The organism is uncultured Campylobacter sp. (assembly GCF_938045595.1).
In the GTDB taxonomy this organism is placed as follows: domain Bacteria; phylum Campylobacterota; class Campylobacteria; order Campylobacterales; family Campylobacteraceae; genus Campylobacter_B.
The window spans coordinates 1-16723 of sequence record NZ_CALIBB010000115.1 but is presented as its reverse complement, the minus strand read 5'-3'; the positions used below and the strand labels follow the sequence as shown (position 1 = coordinate 16723).

Annotated in this window: 14 protein-coding genes; 7 read left to right on the top strand and 7 right to left on the bottom strand. The window is 45.6% G+C overall.

The genetic code is table 11. The features are described from left to right. Positions 1 to 343: 343 nt before the first annotated feature. Together Q0340_RS04695 and Q0340_RS04690 are read right to left on the bottom strand one after the other, a co-directional pair. Complete coding sequence (locus tag Q0340_RS04695; RefSeq protein ID WP_298082372.1) at positions 344 to 631, bottom strand: DUF2695 domain-containing protein; 288 nt, start codon at positions 629 to 631, stop codon at positions 344 to 346. Between the two features lie 369 nt (positions 632 to 1000). Beyond that, positions 1001 to 2848 carry an aryl-sulfate sulfotransferase gene (locus tag Q0340_RS04690; protein ID WP_298082371.1) on the bottom strand — a complete coding sequence of 616 codons (1848 nt, stop codon included), beginning with the start codon at positions 2846 to 2848 and terminating at the stop codon, positions 1001 to 1003. A gap of 241 nt (positions 2849 to 3089) precedes the next feature. Here Q0340_RS04690 and Q0340_RS04685 point away from each other — a divergent pair, with 241 nt between their 5' ends. From Q0340_RS04685 to Q0340_RS04670, 4 genes are read left to right on the top strand one after another with little or no spacing between them, the layout of a single operon-like run. Continuing rightward, positions 3090 to 3746, top strand: coding sequence for a thiol:disulfide interchange protein DsbA/DsbL (locus Q0340_RS04685; RefSeq protein WP_298082370.1), 657 nt, complete (start codon positions 3090 to 3092; stop codon positions 3744 to 3746). A 9-nt stretch (positions 3747 to 3755) separates the two neighbouring features. Continuing rightward, complete coding sequence (gene dsbI, locus Q0340_RS04680) at positions 3756 to 4379, top strand: protein-disulfide oxidoreductase DsbI (protein ID WP_298082369.1); 624 nt, start codon at positions 3756 to 3758, stop codon at positions 4377 to 4379. Between the two features lie 39 nt (positions 4380 to 4418). Further along, the gene (locus Q0340_RS04675; RefSeq protein WP_298082368.1) at positions 4419 to 6068 is read left to right on the top strand and encodes a sensor histidine kinase; all 1650 of its coding nucleotides are present in this window, start codon (positions 4419 to 4421) and stop codon (positions 6066 to 6068) included. A 1-nt stretch (position 6069) separates the two neighbouring features. Further along, positions 6070 to 6756: a response regulator gene (locus Q0340_RS04670; protein WP_298082367.1), complete on the top strand. Its 687-nt coding sequence runs from the start codon at positions 6070 to 6072 to the stop codon at positions 6754 to 6756. Positions 6757 to 7076: 320 nt separating this feature from the next. On the opposite strand, the gene Q0340_RS04665 is transcribed toward Q0340_RS04670, so the two are convergent. Beyond that, on the bottom strand, positions 7077 to 7727 hold the full coding sequence (locus Q0340_RS04665) for a thiol:disulfide interchange protein DsbA/DsbL (RefSeq protein ID WP_298082366.1): 651 nt from the start codon (positions 7725 to 7727) through the stop codon (positions 7077 to 7079). A gap of 162 nt (positions 7728 to 7889) precedes the next feature. Between Q0340_RS04665 and Q0340_RS04660 the strand changes: the two genes are divergently transcribed. Further along, on the top strand, positions 7890 to 8732 hold the full coding sequence (locus Q0340_RS04660; protein ID WP_298082365.1) for a substrate-binding domain-containing protein: 843 nt from the start codon (positions 7890 to 7892) through the stop codon (positions 8730 to 8732). Positions 8733 to 8901: 169 nt separating this feature from the next. Here the strand turns inward: Q0340_RS04660 and Q0340_RS04655 are convergent, their stop codons facing one another. Beyond that, entirely contained in the window at positions 8902 to 10674 is a 1773-nt protein-coding gene (locus Q0340_RS04655; RefSeq protein ID WP_298082364.1) for an aryl-sulfate sulfotransferase, read from the bottom strand. Between the two features lie 260 nt (positions 10675 to 10934). Here Q0340_RS04655 and Q0340_RS04650 point away from each other — a divergent pair, with 260 nt between their 5' ends. Then, entirely contained in the window at positions 10935 to 11912 is a 978-nt protein-coding gene (locus Q0340_RS04650; protein WP_298082363.1) for a hypothetical protein, read from the top strand. 176 nt (positions 11913 to 12088) lie between these two features. Here the strand turns inward: Q0340_RS04650 and Q0340_RS04645 are convergent, their stop codons facing one another. The 3 genes from Q0340_RS04645 to Q0340_RS04635 form a co-directional block, all read right to left on the bottom strand. Further along, positions 12089 to 12502, bottom strand: a complete 414-nt coding sequence (locus Q0340_RS04645) for a hypothetical protein (protein ID WP_298082362.1) — start codon at positions 12500 to 12502, stop codon at positions 12089 to 12091. 24 nt (positions 12503 to 12526) lie between these two features. After that, on the bottom strand, positions 12527 to 12724 hold the full coding sequence (locus Q0340_RS04640; RefSeq protein WP_298082361.1) for an NAD-dependent epimerase/dehydratase family protein: 198 nt from the start codon (positions 12722 to 12724) through the stop codon (positions 12527 to 12529). 327 nt (positions 12725 to 13051) lie between these two features. Then, the gene (locus Q0340_RS04635) at positions 13052 to 14206 is read right to left on the bottom strand and encodes a tyrosine-type recombinase/integrase (RefSeq protein ID WP_297995452.1); all 1155 of its coding nucleotides are present in this window, start codon (positions 14204 to 14206) and stop codon (positions 13052 to 13054) included. A gap of 419 nt (positions 14207 to 14625) precedes the next feature. On the opposite strand from Q0340_RS04635, the gene Q0340_RS04630 reads away from it, so the two are divergent. Continuing rightward, the gene (locus tag Q0340_RS04630) at positions 14626 to 16437 is read left to right on the top strand and encodes a hypothetical protein (protein ID WP_002274500.1); all 1812 of its coding nucleotides are present in this window, start codon (positions 14626 to 14628) and stop codon (positions 16435 to 16437) included. Positions 16438 to 16723 lie beyond the last annotated feature (286 nt).

Below are 16723 nucleotides of genomic sequence, written 5' to 3'. Positions count from 1 at the left end.
AAGGGGGCAAACTCCAGGTCTCCGCGCCGTCTTGTATCGTTAAATTAAGCGAGCATACCGCCCTTAAGTCCATACAAGTCCCGTCACACCACACTTTAATTGCCGTTTTGACGACAGGCTGCCCGCCTTTTGCGTCAAATTTAAAAACTAGAGCATTAATTCTACAAAAGTCCCGCGTGTTTGGCGCGGTAGGTTTTGTGCTTATTGCACGGCGGCAGTTCGCACCGCAAACGCTGCTTTAGCCCTACTTTTGAGCCCTCGCGCCACTAGAATTTTACTAAATTTTACGCACTGCCTCTTTGAAACGACGCTTGCGAAACCATATCTCCCTGCGCACAGCTCCCTAAAACTCGAAGCAATCTTGCACGTTGCTTAGAACTTCGCAATCACAATATCCGCCGTTTTGCTCGCAAAAGTCCAAAACCGCCGCTTCATTCGACGCGCAGCGAGCTCGCAAAAACTCCAACGTGAGCCTATGCGTGCCGTCGCAGCCACGATGCGCCAAGCCCTCGTCTAAGAACTCAAATAGCCGCTCAAACTCCGCCCTGCTCATCGGCAGGCTCTTTTCAAAAAGCTCGCACTGCCGCTGTGCCGCGAGCTTTTTGAGTTCCTTTTTTCTGGATTTTTCCACTATTTCTCCTTTGCTGCGCCGCCTTGCCGCACGAATATCCTTTGGGCGCATTAACCTCATACCCGTCGTCCCCAGCCCTCAAGCGGGATGTAAATTTCATCCAAACCATGCGCTAGCTCGTCTATACCGAAATAATGCTTATTAATTTTAGCAGAGCGAAATTATAACAAAAGCAGAGCGCGAAATCGCAAATCCGATGATTAAATTTTATCTAGAATAAAGAGCTATGTTTTCGGCTAAATTTTGCCGTACCGAGGGATAAAATTTAGCAAATTCGGATGAAATTCTATCGAGTAGATGTGTAGAATTTGACCATAATCTAAAACAAAAGCGGCCGCGCTTGAAACACGGCCGCTAAATTTTAAAATTTTACTTCTCAAACGCCTTTTCTAGGCTAAACGGAAACGCCTGATAGCCCATCGCGTTAGTCATTTTGATTTCGATTGACGGCTCTTTTGCGCCCCATTCAAACTCGTTGATGTGAGGGCTAGGCACGCCGACCGGGCGGCCTTTGGCGATGTCAAACTGCATGCCCGCGACCGCCGAGTAAACCATCACGCTATCTAGATCGTCTTGATACTGCGCTAGCGAAGTAACCGAGCTGTACCACTCGCTGCCGCGCTGTTTGCCGTATTCCCAGACCTGCTCGACGGTTTTAGCTTTTTCGTCGATTTTATAGACGACCGCGCGGGAGTATTTCATACCCGCCATCGCAGGCTGCTCCATGCCGCGGGTGTCGCCGTTATCAAAGACGGTGAGATATACGACGCCCTTTTTGGACTTGCTATCGATGCGGAAAGCCGTATGCTGCGTCCACTGCCAGTCAAATCCACCTTTCTCGCTCTCGTAGCCCGGGCATTTTGAGTACTCGTCCTCGCAGACGATTTTTTTGCCGTCTTTATCTACAGGCTGGAGCAAATAGCCTTTAAACTGATCCTTCCAGCCTTTGTGCGCGCCCATTATCCATTTGACTTTTTTGTCGCGGCCGATCTTGATGACGGCGTCTTGGTGGCGGCTGGAGATGATGATGCTATCGTCGCTTGGATCATAATCCACGCTATTTACGTGCGCCCAGTTGCGTCCAGGGCCCGAGCCCACGATGTCGCCCCATTTTTCGTTCGTATCCATCGCGGCTAGCTCGTCTGCGCTTGCAGTGTGACCCGCCTTACTAGCGTCGATATTTAGGCACACGGCGCCCTGATCGAGCGTTTTTAGCACGATGTCGCGATACGGATCTAAAATTTCATACAGCCTAAAATCATCTACGACGTTGCCGTCTCTATCGACCTCGACGATTACGTCGCGCACGGTGCGGACGTTTTTGCCGTCGGCGCGTTTATAGTTAGCGTTTGCCGCGCGCAGGAAATAATGCCCGTTTTGCGCAACGTCCATAGAGTGCGAGAAGTCGTTGTAGCTCGCAGGTAGCTCGCGGTTAAAGATTTCGCGTCCCATTATGTCGTATTTGGCGTATCGCTGCCCGTAGCCCCACGTCATCGCGCCGTCGTCGTTTTGTTTAAAGCCCATCATGACGCCCGCGCTAAAGGGCTGTTTGAGGTCGTAAATTTTACTTGCCTCCATATACCAGCGCACCTCGCCTTTGGTGTCTAGAATGAAGTTGTTCGGGCTGTAGTTCCACTCGATCGCGCCGCCTGTAGGGTTGTTCCACACGACTTTGGTGCCTTTGCCGGTTTTATTTACGAAGTTATTTACGTAGTAAAGGCGGTTAGCAAATTTCGCGCTCGGAGCCTTCACGACTTCGATTTTATCAAACAGCGCACCCTTTTGAGACGGCATGCCAGAGCTCTCTAGATAGATCGCCGGAGCGTAAATTTTATAGGTTTCTTTTACGTGTTCGGTTTGACCCTTATAAATTTTATCGTACTCGACCTCGACGGTGTTTTGATAGTCAGGGTAAAGTCCAAAAACAGGGATTCCGCCGTGCGTGCGCAGATGCTTATCGGCGACTTTATAGCTGATAACCTGACCACCCGGCTTTGGTACGATAGTGACTTTCACGTTTGCTAGTGTGTATCCGCCGTTTTTGATCACCGCCGTTAGAGGCGCGATGTCGTATGGGTTTACGACTACTTCGCCGATCTTGCCCGGGATGCCGTAGTCGATGTGTGCGCCGCTAGGTCCGCCGATAGCGAGCGCAGCCGTGCTTAGACCGCCCAGAAGCGCCGCAGCTAGGGCGAGTGACGATAGAGTTCTTTTCATCTTTTCTCCTTTATAATGATAAATCATTTCACTGCCGTAATTTTAGTGAATATTTCTAACATGAAAATCACGCTATTATTATAAATAGCTTAAATCCAAAAAATAATTCAAATTTTTATATTTTCCGCTAAAATTTAGCCCAAATTTTACGAATTTAATCTAAAATTTATCTTAGCGTGAGTTTTGCGGCGGCGAGAGAATATAAAATTAACCCAAACGAAATCATTTTAAGGAGCATTCCATGAACCTACTTTCTAAATTTGGCAAAGGCTTTCTAGCAGTCGCGATGTTTGGCGCTCTTAGCGCAGCCGCGTTTACCGAGGGTGAGGACTACGTAAAGCTGCAAAAGCCGCTACCAGTCGAGCAAAACACGCTGGTTAAGGTCTTTAGCTATGCATGCCCGTTTTGCTACAAATACGACAAAACCGTCACGCCGAAGGTCGTAGAAAAGGTCGCGGGGCTAAAATACGTGCCGTTTCATCTAAAAACCAAAGGCGAATACGGCGAGGCGGCGAGTAAAATTTTTGCCGTTTTAGCCGTGATGGACGAGGAAAAAAGCGTGAGCCTGCTAGATGAAAACTCGCTGTTTAAAAAGGCGAAATTTGCTTACTACAAGGCCTATCACGATCAAAAGCAACGCTGGAGCGACGGCAAGGACGAGGCTGCGTTTTTAAAGACGGGGCTTGATGCGGCGGGCATCAGCGAAGCGGACTATCAAAAAAAGCTAGAGGATCCAAAGGTCGCCGAACTGCTTAAAAAATGGGACGAGAGCTACGACGTAGCCAAGATCCAGGGCGTGCCGGCCTTTGTCGTAAACGGCAAATACCTCATCATGACGAAGTCCATCAGCTCCATCGACGGCATGGCGCAGCTAATCGAAGAGCTGCTCAAAAAATAGGGCGCGGGCATGAAATTTGCGGAAAAAATAGCAAAATTCGCAGATAGCCGCCTACCGTGGGCGATCCTCGTAGCAGTGAGCGCGGGACTCGTGATTCTCGCGCACTCGCTATTTCAAAACTACGTCTATATGCCGCCTTGCGAGCAGTGCGTCTATATCCGCTTTGCCTTTTTGTGCATGGCGCTAGGAGGTCTGATCGCGATCATAAATCCCAGAAATTTGCTCCTGGCCGCGCTCGGCTACCTGTTAGCCTTTTGGGGCGCGATCCAGGGCATAATGTATAGCGTCAAGCTCGCCAAGATCCACGACGCCGTGCACGGAGACGATCCGTTCGGCGTGCAGGGCTGCTCGACAGAGCCGCACTATCCGTTCGGCCTGCCGCTTGAGCGGTGGGCGCCCGATTGGTTTTTGCCTACGGGCGACTGCGGCTACGATAATCCGCTAGTGCCCGAGGGCGTCACGCTAGACGGCTTTCAGAAGTATTTAGTGGATCTTTATGGGGACGGCTGGTACCTGATCCCATCAAGCAAATTTATGTCGATGGCAGACTGCACGCTCATAGGCTTTGGCGTATGCTTCGTCGTGCTTGCCGCGATGTTTATTTGCAAAATTTTAACTATCAAAAAAGCTTAAATCGGTCTAAATTTAGACCGATTTTGCTATACTCGCCGTATGAAAGCCTTACGCGAACATAATTTTAAAATTTACTTCATCATCATTTTCACAAGCCTTTTTGTGGTGCTTTTGGGCGTGAAAAACTACGAGGACGCCAAGACGCAGATCACGACGCTCGCGGATAAAAACAAGATCGCCGCTAGCGAAAATATGGTCGGGAGCTTCTCGTTTTGGCTAGATGAGCGGCTGCACTCACTGGTGCGCGCGGCTAAATTTATGCAAAACGCAGGCGCGATACGAGACGACGAAAAGCTCGGCGGCTTCATACGTCTTTTTAAAGAAAACTCCGCGGAATTTGACGCTTTGCAGTTTTTGCGCGAGGACGGGGAGATCTTCGTCGACGGCAAGGAGCTAGGCGATGATGAAGCGATGCCAAAGAGCCTGCGCACGGGGCTTGTTTGGTTTGAAGAGACCAAAAACACGCTAGCTCCCACGGTAAATTTTATGCAGCGCCATAAAATTTTAGGCGAGCCGACGCTAAATTTATGCGTGCCCGTGCTGGACGGCGGCTCGTTTGCGGGGGTGTTTTGCGGCGTGGTGAAGCTGCAAAACATACTAAAAAATATGGAAAAATTTAAGCTCGCACCCGATTCCTACGCCTTTATCGTCACTCACGGCGGCGAAATTTTAACGCCGATGAAGGATGCGGCGCTAAAAAAGCAGATCGAGGATAAATTTAAAGAGCTTTTCCTGCGAGGCGAAGATATCACGAGCATAAAAATCGGATCAAATTTCATCTCCGTCGCCGAGATCCCGACGCTAAACTGGTTCATCGGCGCAGGCACCGATAACGAAAAGGAGCTTGCTGCGCTGCTTAACTCCGCGCTAAAAAATGCCCTCATCCTGCTTTTTGCGTTCGCGGCGCTGGCGCTGGTGGCAAATTTCCTCCATACCTTTATGTACTCAAAAATCAAAAACCTGCAAGACGACTACGAGGCCCTGCTCAAGCACAAAGCCCGCATGAGCGAGGCGGGTGAGCTAATCAGCGGCATAAATCATCAGTTTATCCAGCCGGTTAATTCGCTAAATTTGATGATATCAAGCCTGCTTATGCTGCAAAAAGACGGCAAACTAGACGCCGCGATGCTAGAGCATATGCTGCAAAAGGGGCAGGCCGCGACCGTGCTTTTAAGCGATACGATCGAAATTTTTAGAAATTTTTACAAAACGAGCGACGCTCCGCAAAAATTTAGCGTGCAGCGCTGCATCAAAGACCTGCTAAAGCTCATGCACACCGAGCTTAGCAAGGCAAACGTCGCGGTAAGCCTGCGCGAGTTTAAAGACGAAGAGGCCACGCAGCGCATGGGCATCGTGCAGCAAATTTTACTCATCCTCATTCACAACGCCAAGGACGCGGTCGTGGAGCGATACAAAGAGCAGATCGCCAAGCGGCAAGTTTTTTTGGACGTCAAATTTGAAAACGGCACGTGCAAAATAGCCGTCACGGACTACGGTAGCGGTGTGAGCAAGGAGCTTCGGGATAAAATTTTAACCCAGCCAAAAACCACCAAAAAGCAAGGAAGCGGCATCGGGCTGTATTTTGGCAAAAAGCTAGCAAACGAAAAGCTTTCAGGCGACATTAGGCTTCTAAGCGCGGGCGATCCGACGACGTTTGAGCTGAGCTTTGAGATAAATTTAAAGGAGTGAGATGCAAGAGCATTTGAGGCTACTTAAAGACCTGAGCGTCCTCATCGTCGAGGACGACGAGATCGCAAGGGAGCTGCTAATAGGCGGGCTAAAGCCCTACTGCCTTAGCGTCTGGGGCGCGGGCGACGGGCTAGAGGGGCTGGAGCGCTTTAAAAAGCTAGCCCCTACGGTCGTCATCACCGACATCCACATGCCCGCGATGAACGGCTTTGAGATGATGAAAGAGATGATACGCATCAAGCCCGTGCAAAAATTTATCGTCTTTACCTCCTACGACACCGACGACAATCTCATCAAAAGCATCGAGCACGGCGCGGCGTCTTTTTTAAAAAAGCCGGTCGATATCACGGCGCTGCGCCGCCTACTCGTGGCTCTGACCTACGAAAAAGACGAGAAGCTCGTGCGCTTAAGCCCGCAAACGAGCATAAATCTCGCCAAAGAAAAGATCTACAAAAACGGCGAAGAAATTTATCTTTCGTTTTTGCAAAACAAGCTCTTCTGGCTCTTCGCGTATAATCTAAACAAGCTCGTGAGCTACGAGATGATCGAGGAGTTCGTATATGAAAACGAACTTTCTAGCAAGGGTGCGATACAAAACGTCGTGCTAAGGCTAAAGCGGGAGCTGGGGGTTAAATTTAAAAATATCAGTGAAAGCGGGTACATAATGCTAAGCGGCGATCAAATTTAACTTTGCGGCTTGGCTTTTTCCTTTATACTTCGTTGAAAATATCGCCGAAGCTCGGTTACATACTACTTGTATGCGCCCTCGCTCGGCTCATTTCCGCCTCGTCTAAAGAAAAAATACTACGCCTTGATTTTATGCAGTTAAATTTTGGGTCAAATTTACAAATTTGAGTCGCCGAGACCCGCGCCTTGAAAACATAAAATTTAGTCGTTATCGTGCCGCGCGGCTTAGCGATAAAATTTACTGGAAGCCCCGCGGCCAAATTTAACGCTGCGCATAAAACAAAGTTTGCTTTGGTGCGGCTAAATTTAATGCGGCAAAACCTATTTCGCCAGCAGTTCCTTTACCGCAGCGACCATTTCATCTAGCGAGCCGAACGAGGAGGTGTTTAAGAGATACTTGCCGCTCACGACAAATGCTGGCACGCCTGAAATCACCGCAACCTCGTAGCCCGCGTCCCACTGCGCGAGCAGAGCCTGCGCCTTTTTGCTAACAAGCGCGGCTTCGTATTCGCTCATGCTCACGCCGGCGGCATCTAGCGCGGTTTTGATAAATCTTTGTTTATCACTGCCGCCGCCGAAATCATCCTTTTTGTCGTGGATCGCTTTGTAAATCGCGAATTTCGCCTTTTTAAATTTCGACTCATCGCTTAGCAGGCTCACATCATCCTTTTCATCAAGCACGATGAGCGCTGCGAATATACCGCTCGCCGTCTGTCCGAACACGCCTTTGGTCTTTAGATGCCACGGCAAAAACTCCGTCCTCTCAAGCTTTTTCATCAGTTGCGGTGTGACCGTCCTGTCGAACGCATAGCAGTGCGGGCACTCGTAGTTAAAAATTTTAACGACGCTGTTTTTCGGCACGTTTAGCGGCTTTTGTAGCACCTGATAATTAACGCCCACCTCCAGCGCATTTGCGCCTACGCTAAGCAAGCAAACGGCGGCTAAAGCTTTAAAAATTTTAGCGATTTTCATAAAATTCCTTTGCGGTAAATTTTAAAGATTGTATAAAATAAAGGGTAAATTTGAAATAAAATCTAAGCAACGAGCTTCTTTTTTAATTCTTTAACCATTTCGAGTTTAAGTTCCTTGGTTGTATAATGCCTGAAATTTTACATTTCAAAACAAGGAGTAGTTATGAAAAAGTCTATTTGTATCGCGATTTTGCTATGCGCCAGTTTGATGGCGAGTGAGTGCACCGCAGTGTATGGAGATGGAAAAACGGAGCTAAAGCTTGCTACGGGAAGCCCGGGAGAGCTTGGGCTACTCGAAGTTTTATCTAATGAATTTAGCAAGGCAAACGACACCAAAATTTGCTGGATAAAAGCAGGAAGCGGCCAGACTCTCGAACTTTTGAAAAATAAAAAGATAGATATCGCTATGGTTCACGCTCCAAAGGCGGAAATAAGCGCCGTAAAAGAGGGCTGGGCTACGCAAAGGACGTTGATCGGATCAAACGAGTTTTTTATAGTAGGGCCTAAAAGCGATCCCGCAAAGATAAAAACCGCCCAAAACGTAACAGAGGCCTATACCGATATAGCCAAATCCCAAAGCCTTTTTTACACCAGAGCGGACAACTCCGGAACTCATAAAAAAGAGCTTAGTATCTGGAAAATGGCAAATATCGTTCCGCAAGGCCAGTGGTATGAGGCAAATAAAGATTTTATGTTAGCGACTCTTTTAAAAGCCGATAAAAACGGAGCATATTTTATGAGCGATAGCAGTACTTGGGTCGTGGCGAAAAAAGATATAAAATCCAGCGAAATTCTATTTCGTGGCGATAAATATCTAATAAATACGTATTGCGCCCTAAGACAAAACGATAGCGATACTGCCGAAAGCAAGAAATCGAAAGATTTTATAGATTTCGTAGCTTCAAGCGCAGGGCAAGAGATAATTAAAAATTACGGTAAAGACAGATACGGCGAAGGGCTTTACAACGACGCCGCATACGCTCAGAAATATTTTATAAGCGAGTAGAATTTAAGTCTTAAAAGATAAAATTCGGCAAATTTGATAAGCCGAATTTCGACGATGCGGTGGGTAAAATTTAAGCAAGCGGGTTAAATTCCAAACCGAATTTAACCCGCCGCAGTAAATTCTAAATTTACTGCGGCAATCCCAGCAAATTTAATCTCGCCGCGAAATTTTAATAATCAAAAATATTCGGATCGATCACCAGCGCGCGGTATGCTACGTCGTCTCTAGACGCCGACTCCACGTCCATTTCAAATTTAATGTCGTTTGTTTTCGGATCGATCTCCACGAGCACCATTTTGATCGTCTTATCGGGCTTTAGCAGATAGACGTTCGAGCTTGAGATGAAGTACGTGCTTTTATCCTTTTGCCACTCCACGTTGCTCGTAACCGCGCTATAAAAATCAAATCCGCGCTCCTTGCCAAACTCCCACGTCTGCTCGACGGTGCCCTTTTTCTCGTCGATCTTGTACTCGACCGCGCGAGAGTATTTTTGCTCTTTTAGCGCAGGCTGCTCCATGCCGCGGCCGTCGCCGTTGTCAAATACGCTGATGTGCTTTACGGAGCCCTTGTTATCGTAGCGCGGAGTGAGCCACGCGGTGTGCTGCGTCCACGACCAGTCGAAGTCGCCCTCGCATTTTGAGTTTTCGCATTTGATCTTGTTGCCGTTTTTATCCACGGGCACTAGCACTTTTTCTTTAAAGTCCGCGCTCCAGCCCTCAGGCGATGCAAGGATCCATTTTACCTTTTTGTCGCGACCGATCTTAACTATGCCTTGGTGGCGAAGCGAAAGGATGATGCTGTCGTCGCTAGGGTCATATGAGATCGAGTTTACGTGCGCCCAGTTGCGTCCCGTGCCGGTCGATGTCACGTCGCCGAAAGGCAGATCGTCGCTGATTTTGATCTCTTTGGCATCCATGTCGATGTTTAGGCATACAGCACGAGCGTCAAGAGCTTTGATGAGGTTGCTGCGGTAGACGTTTTTGCCGAAAATTTCATTCAGATCCCACTCGTCCACGACCTTGCCGCTGCCGTCCACTTCGATGATGTGATCTCTGATCGTGTGCGAGAGCCTGCCGTCTGCGTGGTGGTAGTTGTATTTGCCGACGCGAAGCAGCAAGTGATCATTCTTTAGCGGCATCACCTCGTGGCTAAGATCGATGTAGCCGCGCGGCAGCTCGCGATTATACACCTCCTTACCCATCATATCGTAGCGCATATATCGCTGCGCCATGCCCCAGCTCAAATCTCCGTTTGGCAGCTGATGAAAGCCCATCATCATGCCGCCGTCCATCACTCTGCGTTCGCTGCGGTCGTAAAATTTCTGATAATCCAGATACCATCTGACCTCGCCCTGCGTATCGACGACGAAATTTTCGGTGAAATCATTCCAGCTAGCCGCACCGCCGTTTTTCCAATCAAGCGGCTTATAAACGCTCGTGATAGTATTGTTGATGAGATAGAGCCTGTTTTTAAACGCGGGATCGACCTTTTTAACCTTCATCTTTTGCATATGGCTAAATCTAAAATCGCGGCTATACGTCACGATCGGCTGAGCGTAAATTTTATACTTTTCGACCTTCTTTTCGCCGTTAAAAACGTAGCTTACTTCGACCTCGTTTAGATAGTCCGGATACAGCCCCCAGATCGGCACGCCGTCGTGCGTCAGTAGCGCATGCTCGGAGACGTTATAGGTGATGTCGATACCGCCGTTAGGTTTACCGAGCACCCGCACGTGGATATCCTTGATGTCCTTGCCCGCCCTATCGATGACGGCCGTTAGAGGCGCCACGTCGTATGGGTTGATAAACACCGAGCCAAGCTCGCCTTGGGTTTTTACCTGATGCGCCAAAACGCCCGCACTCGCAGTCTGCGGCACCGCTATAAACGCGCCGCCTGCCAAGGCCGCAGCCAAAACGATAGAACCGAAAAAATTCTTACGCATATTCGCTCCTTTTGGGTAAATTTATTGAATTTTACTACGCAAAAATCGCTTCAAAATCGCGCCCGCATAAAGGCTTGCTTAAACGGCCAGCCCTGGCGCTTTAAATTTCTTTAGCCATTATATCGCAATTTCGCGGCAGAGCGAAATTTTGCAAGCCCATGCGCGGACGAGGCGCAAAACCTAAAGCGGAATTTCACCGCTTAATCCGTTTTTACTCGCGCATCTGCTAAAATTCGTCAAATTTAACCAAGGAGCGGCAGATGAATAAAGAGGAATTTGAAACACTAAATCCTAGCGAAAAGCAAAATTTGATGCTTAAAATTTCAGCCACGCATCCGCAGTTTAAATTTTTAAATTTGACTACGTTTAGGTGCGGCGGCGAGAGCTTCGAGACGGGCGTTTTCGATTTTAAAGGGAGCGAATTCGTTTTTATTCCAAGCGGCGAGCCGGTGCTCGGATGGGATGATTTCGCCGTTTTGGATGAAATTTCGGCGGCGAAAATCAAAGAGCGGTGCGAGTTTTGCGGCGGCGAGCAGAGTCTGCGCGAATACGTCGTGCAGCAGACCTCGCCGCTTCGCCGCGCTAAAATTCCAGCGATGCTGGCTGAACGCGAAGCGAGCGAGCTTAGCTGGTTCGAGGTCGGCGCGGAAGATGAGAGGCTTGAGGCTTACGAGCGCGATATAGAGCGGTTTTTGCGCGGCGAATACAAAAGCTCCTCGGTGCTAATCCTTAGCGGCGCGCTAAAGCTGGTGCGCGAGGAGGGCAAAATTCGAGCGTTTTTGTTTAGAGACGTGACGCACGAGGAGCTTGAGGCGAGCTTGCAAAAGGACGGATTTAGCCTGCCTAGCGAGGATGAGTGGGAGTATCTGGCGGGATGCGGAGCGCGCACGCTTTGGCGTTTCGGCGACGAACCCGATCCGAGCGAGGTTGCTCTGCCACACGCGCAGCAACCCAAGAGCCCGAAATTTTCGCTATTTGAGCCAAATTTATTCGGGCTGTTTATCGCTTACGATCCCTACGCCGTGGAGATCGTTAGCGCGCCTGCGTATTTCAAAGGCGGAGACGGTGGATGCGCGTTTTGCGGCGGTGCGTCTTTGTTTGAGAGCCTGTTGCCCGCTTCGCCATTTTATGCTATGGATGAGGCGATGCGGCAGGATCATTTGGATTTTCTTAGCGGCGGCGAGCTAGACAGCGCGATTTATAGGCGCATCTTTAGGCTGAAGCGCGAGCTGTTTTAGCCTGCCGAAATACAGCCGCTCCATCTCGGCTAAATTTAATGCTAGGCTGTGGATAAAATTTTAAAATTTCATCCGCGCCCATTCGGCTTGAAATTTTAAATTTTACCCGCTGCGCCTAGGGCTTGGTTTTAAATTTAACCCAAGCCCCGCCTTTGCGCCGAAATTCCACCCGCGATTTATAGAAATTCCCGCGGCTCATAGATTTGCACGCCGCGGGCGTCGCTGCGAGCCGCATTTATCATCGCGCGGACACTACTTGCGCCGCTAAGCGGTCCAAATTTACCGAACACGCAGGCGGGCAACAGTTTAAAAACCGCCGCCGCAAGCCGTTCTAGCGGGCGAGCATCCGACCTCTCGCCCAAGATTAACGGCGGATGAGCGATCTGAAGGCTATCAAAACCAAGCTCGCTCACGCGCCGCTCAACCTGCTCTTTGGCGCGCAGGCAAAAGCTTAGCGAGCCCTCGTTCGCGCCCAGAGATGATACGAGCACGAAGCGCCGTACGCCCGCCGCTTTGCCCCACTTCGCCGCTGCATAGACGTAGTCCACATCCACGCGCAAAAATGCCTCGCGCGAGCCCGCCTGCTTCATCGTCGTGCCCAACGCGCAAAAAATTTAGTCAAATTTATGCGGCGCGATATCTGATATCCTCTCAAAATCAATGATCCGCGCGCGAAGCTTAGGACGGCAAAAGCCTATCTCGCGGCGCGTCCATACTTCTACCTCATCGTAACCCGAGCTCTCGCAAAGCTCGCGTACCAGCTCCCTGCCCACGACGCCCGTAGCGCCTAGTACAAGAGCCGATTTTCCCATTTTCGTTCCCTGAATTTCTTTAAATTTTACCGCGTTGTGTGGTTAAATTTTACTTTTACCGTGCCAAAAATTTCGTCTAGTTTGCAAATAGGACCCGAAAATTGCGCGCTTGAGCTCGCATCGCAAGTCAAATACATAGCTCACGCGTTAAATTTCAAAGCCACGTTCGGCGCGAAATGCACATCAAATCAGCTTAAATTTTATAAGTCGCAGTGCCGTAAAAACGGCGTTTTTACGCATTAAAAGAAGTAAAATTTTAATCTATTTTTAGTAAAATTTAGTCTTATTATAACATATTTTTCAAAATAAGATGCCTAATATTAAATTTTAAATGACAATATCATTTAAAAAAACCGCCCTTTGTTTAACTTCTTTCGGCAGATATTTAGCATAAGAGCGATAAGTCTCGTTCAAATCCTTATGGCCCATCATTTTGCAACCCACCCACATAGGCTCCTCGCCGCGACTTAGCATTACGGAAGCGAAGGAGTGCCTGGTATCGTAAAGCCTGCGGATATTATAGCCAAGTTTTGCTTGCAGATCATTAAATTTAAGCCGCATCATAGACCGAGAAAGCCTAAAAATTCGCCGGCTTTTGTCGCTGCTATCAAGCTTTATAAGCTCATTATAGACGATTTGCAGCATATCGATCGTACGATTACTGGACTTAGTTTTGGGTGAATCCACAATGCCGACGTCCGAAAGCGTTTTATTTATCCGGATTTGCCTATTTTCAAAGTCGAGATCGCCGAAAGTAAGAGCTAAAATTTCACCGGTTCGGGCGCCGGTAAAGAACGCTACGACTAGAAATAACCGCAACTCGTCGTCGGCATTTTTAATGAGCTCTAAAATTTCATCAAGGCTAAACGGCGGAAATTTTTCGTCCTCTAATTCATCGAGATGTTGCTTAAATCTAGGAATAAAAAACGGATTTTTGGAGATTATGTCATTACTTACGGCGTATCGAAAAATCATCTTGAAAAAAGAGCAATAGCCGCTAATAGAGCTATCCTTTAAGCCTTTGCTCTTACAAAATTTAACGAATTCTACGCTGTGGTGCCTCTCAAAGTCGGCTAAGTAGAAAATACTATTAGAGCTTAAAAATTCCGTGATCGTATGGCTCATAATTACGTAAAGCCGCCTAGTTTTATCCTTTAAAAAGGACTTCTCGGCAAGGAGACGATCGATTACGCCATCAAAACTAAACTCACTAGAATTTTTAATAGCGCCGGTGCCTTTCTCCCCCTTTCTAAGAAGCCTGTCGGTCTGCAAGTCCTCAAGCTCGCGATACCGGCGTCTGGCCTCCGCGATATCGGATTTAGAGCCTAGAAATAAATCATAATTTTTACGAACGAAATCAAACGCCAAAGGCGATTTTTTAAGACCCGTAGTGCGGCGAATTCTAATGCCATCCTTTTGGCAGTCAATATAAAAACGTCCGTGTTGCACATAGATATTCTTATTTTTTTCCAAATTTTTCATATAAGTAACTTTATCAAAATTTAATTAAAAGTAAGCGAAAAAGCACTATCTTTAAGGTTGAAATTTTTTGAAATAAAAATTTTTTACTTAAAGTGCGATTTTATGGAACTTGAAAATCTTAAAAAGAGCAAAAAGGCAATTAAGAAAAGCAATTTTTTACAAAATCTCGCTAATAATTAGCTTTTATTTTTAAGCTTTATATAATAAAATAGTCATAAAATAAAATCGTCATCGCCATTAATTCAATTAAGTAAAAGTTACATAAAAAGTTTAAGCTTTTACAAAATCTCGCCCTCCCTTACTATAATGTAAAAAACAAATTTAAAAAAGGGGAAAAATAATTTTATATAGAGTCTGTGTTGCTGAAATTTTAAATTTTTAGAATTTTATGTAGATAAAAAAGAGGGAGATTGGTCTAATTGAATAAGAATGTGACTATTAAAAAAAGTACTCTATTTTATATTATATTATGTTTTATTGGAATTTTTCGAATAGCCTTATTGAGAAGTGCTCCATGGGAGTTGGATGCTAATACAGGTTATGATGATTTACTGCAGCTTAAAAATGCTATTTCAATTGCTTCAGGAAATTGGTTGGGTAAAACTTATTCTTATATTTCAATGACTAAAAATGTAGGCTACCCTCTTTTTCTTGCTCTAACTCAGCTGTTAAATATCCCTTATAGCGTACTTTATGGCTTGTTAATCAGTCTGTCTAGTTTTAGTTTTATAAAGGCCATTCAGCCTGTAGTAAAAAGTAAAAAATTACTGTTGCTTATCTTTTTTGTTATTATTTTTACGCCTATCAATCATGGTGCTTTTTATCGCATTTATCGTAATGCACTGGTTCCATGGGTTCTGTTACTTATTATATCTAGTTACATTGCTATCTTTATAAGACGTCGCAATAGATTATCTTTGTTTTTACCGTGGACTATTTTAGCTTTCTTTTCTATCATGTATTTTTGGACATTGCGGGAAGATTCTATTTGGATTTTACCTTTTATATTAGTTGCTGCTATAACAATTATTATAACAATTGTTATTCTTTATAAAAAGGATCTACATGAAATTTTATTAAGGAGTGTCCTTGTATTATTACCTTTAATTGGTATAGTTGTTAGTAATGTTTGGGTCTCAGCTATTAACTATAGCTATTATGGCATATGGGGTGTTAATGATCGCTCTGATACAGCTGCAGCAAAAGCTATGAGTCTCATTTATAAAATTGAAGATAATCAAACAACTGACAGTAATGTTTGGGCGTCACGAAAGGCTTTCGAATTAGCTATTAAAGCAAGTCCGAGTTTACGAACAGTAGGAAATACAGTTTTAGCTTCGTATGGTCTATGGGCTGGTAAAAATACTGATATTAAAGGAGATATTGCTCAATGGGCTTTTCGATTTGGTGTGGAAGAAGAGGGTTATTATCATGGTAATGGCAAAAAAACCAATGCTCTTTATAAAGCTATAGCAAATGAACTGGGGGAAGCTTTTCAAAAGGGAAGGTTAAAGAAACGCGATGGTATCTATCTCTCCACACAAACAGGTGCCTTCCATTGGAAAGATATTAGTCAATCTATGACCATGTCACTGGATCTGACGAATAAAATGTTTCATTTCTATAATACAAATTTATCATCAGGTTATATAGATTATCCTAATTTAACAGAGACTGAGCTTATTTCTTACGAAGACATGCTGAATACTTCCTTGCCTAGAACTAATGATCAGTTAAGTGCAGTAGGGATCACAAAGACCTACAGTGATTATGATGTCAATTTAACTAGTCTTTCAAATCACTATCAGCAATTAAATGCTAGTATTTTTAGAAGAAGAAATTATTATATTAATTTCCAAGAAAAGCTTATCAAATGTTATCAGGTTGTGTCCTATTTTATGTTTCCCTTGTCTTTTCTTGCTTATTTGATCTTAATTATTGATGGTTTTAGACATCAATTCACAGCTAATAATCTTAGTAAATTAATTATACTATCTTCTCTATTACTAACAGGGATTCTAAATCTTTTTATTGTTAGTCTGTTTTCAAGATGGATTGACCCAAATACGGATTCTTTCATTTATGGTTTCTATGCTCCATCAGCTTATCTGTTATTTAACCTATTTATGTGCATGGGAGGAATAGTACTTTTTGAAAAATTATGTTCGTCAAGAATGCTAAAAAACTTTTTGTCAACTGTAGGCAATTATATGGGTAGGCACAGAGATTAACTATTATTTTACAACAATAGAGTTTGTTCGATGATTGCATCTTAGCGTCATTGGCAAACTCTATTTTATATTGTGATTAATTTGTAAAAGTCTTACTTAAGTCAGACTAAAAAACATATATAATAGATAGTTCCTTTTTCAAAATTTCACATCCTATTTCCGAATAATAAGATGTAAAAAAGAATAAAGGAGATTTCGATTGAGAATGAGAAAACTTAAAGTGGCACTTTTTGCAAGCAGTATTTTAGGAATGCTAGCTGTTAGTTCTTATACGGCAGCAGATACA

Bases quoted from the DNA above. Each gene is read 5' to 3' on its own strand.
- Q0340_RS04690 (WP_298082371.1), bottom strand. From the start codon at position 2,848: ATGAAAAGAACTCTATCGTCACTCGCCCTAGCTGCGGCGCTTCTGGGC.
- Q0340_RS04640 (WP_298082361.1), bottom strand. From the start codon at position 12,724: ATGGGAAAATCGGCTCTTGTACTAGGCGCTACGGGCGTCGTGGGCAGG.
- Q0340_RS04645 (WP_298082362.1), bottom strand. From the start codon at position 12,502: ATGAAGCAGGCGGGCTCGCGCGAGGCATTTTTGCGCGTGGATGTGGAC.
- Q0340_RS04655 (WP_298082364.1), bottom strand. From the start codon at position 10,674: ATGCGTAAGAATTTTTTCGGTTCTATCGTTTTGGCTGCGGCCTTGGCA.
- Q0340_RS04665 (WP_298082366.1), bottom strand. From the start codon at position 7,727: ATGAAAATCGCTAAAATTTTTAAAGCTTTAGCCGCCGTTTGCTTGCTT.
- Q0340_RS04635 (WP_297995452.1), bottom strand. From the start codon at position 14,206: ATGAAAAATTTGGAAAAAAATAAGAATATCTATGTGCAACACGGACGT.
- Q0340_RS04670 (WP_298082367.1), top strand. From the start codon at position 6,070: ATGCAAGAGCATTTGAGGCTACTTAAAGACCTGAGCGTCCTCATCGTC.
- Q0340_RS04685 (WP_298082370.1), top strand. From the start codon at position 3,090: ATGAACCTACTTTCTAAATTTGGCAAAGGCTTTCTAGCAGTCGCGATG.
- Q0340_RS04650 (WP_298082363.1), top strand. From the start codon at position 10,935: ATGAATAAAGAGGAATTTGAAACACTAAATCCTAGCGAAAAGCAAAAT.
- Q0340_RS04675 (WP_298082368.1), top strand. From the start codon at position 4,419: ATGAAAGCCTTACGCGAACATAATTTTAAAATTTACTTCATCATCATT.
- Q0340_RS04660 (WP_298082365.1), top strand. From the start codon at position 7,890: ATGAAAAAGTCTATTTGTATCGCGATTTTGCTATGCGCCAGTTTGATG.
- dsbI (WP_298082369.1), top strand. From the start codon at position 3,756: ATGAAATTTGCGGAAAAAATAGCAAAATTCGCAGATAGCCGCCTACCG.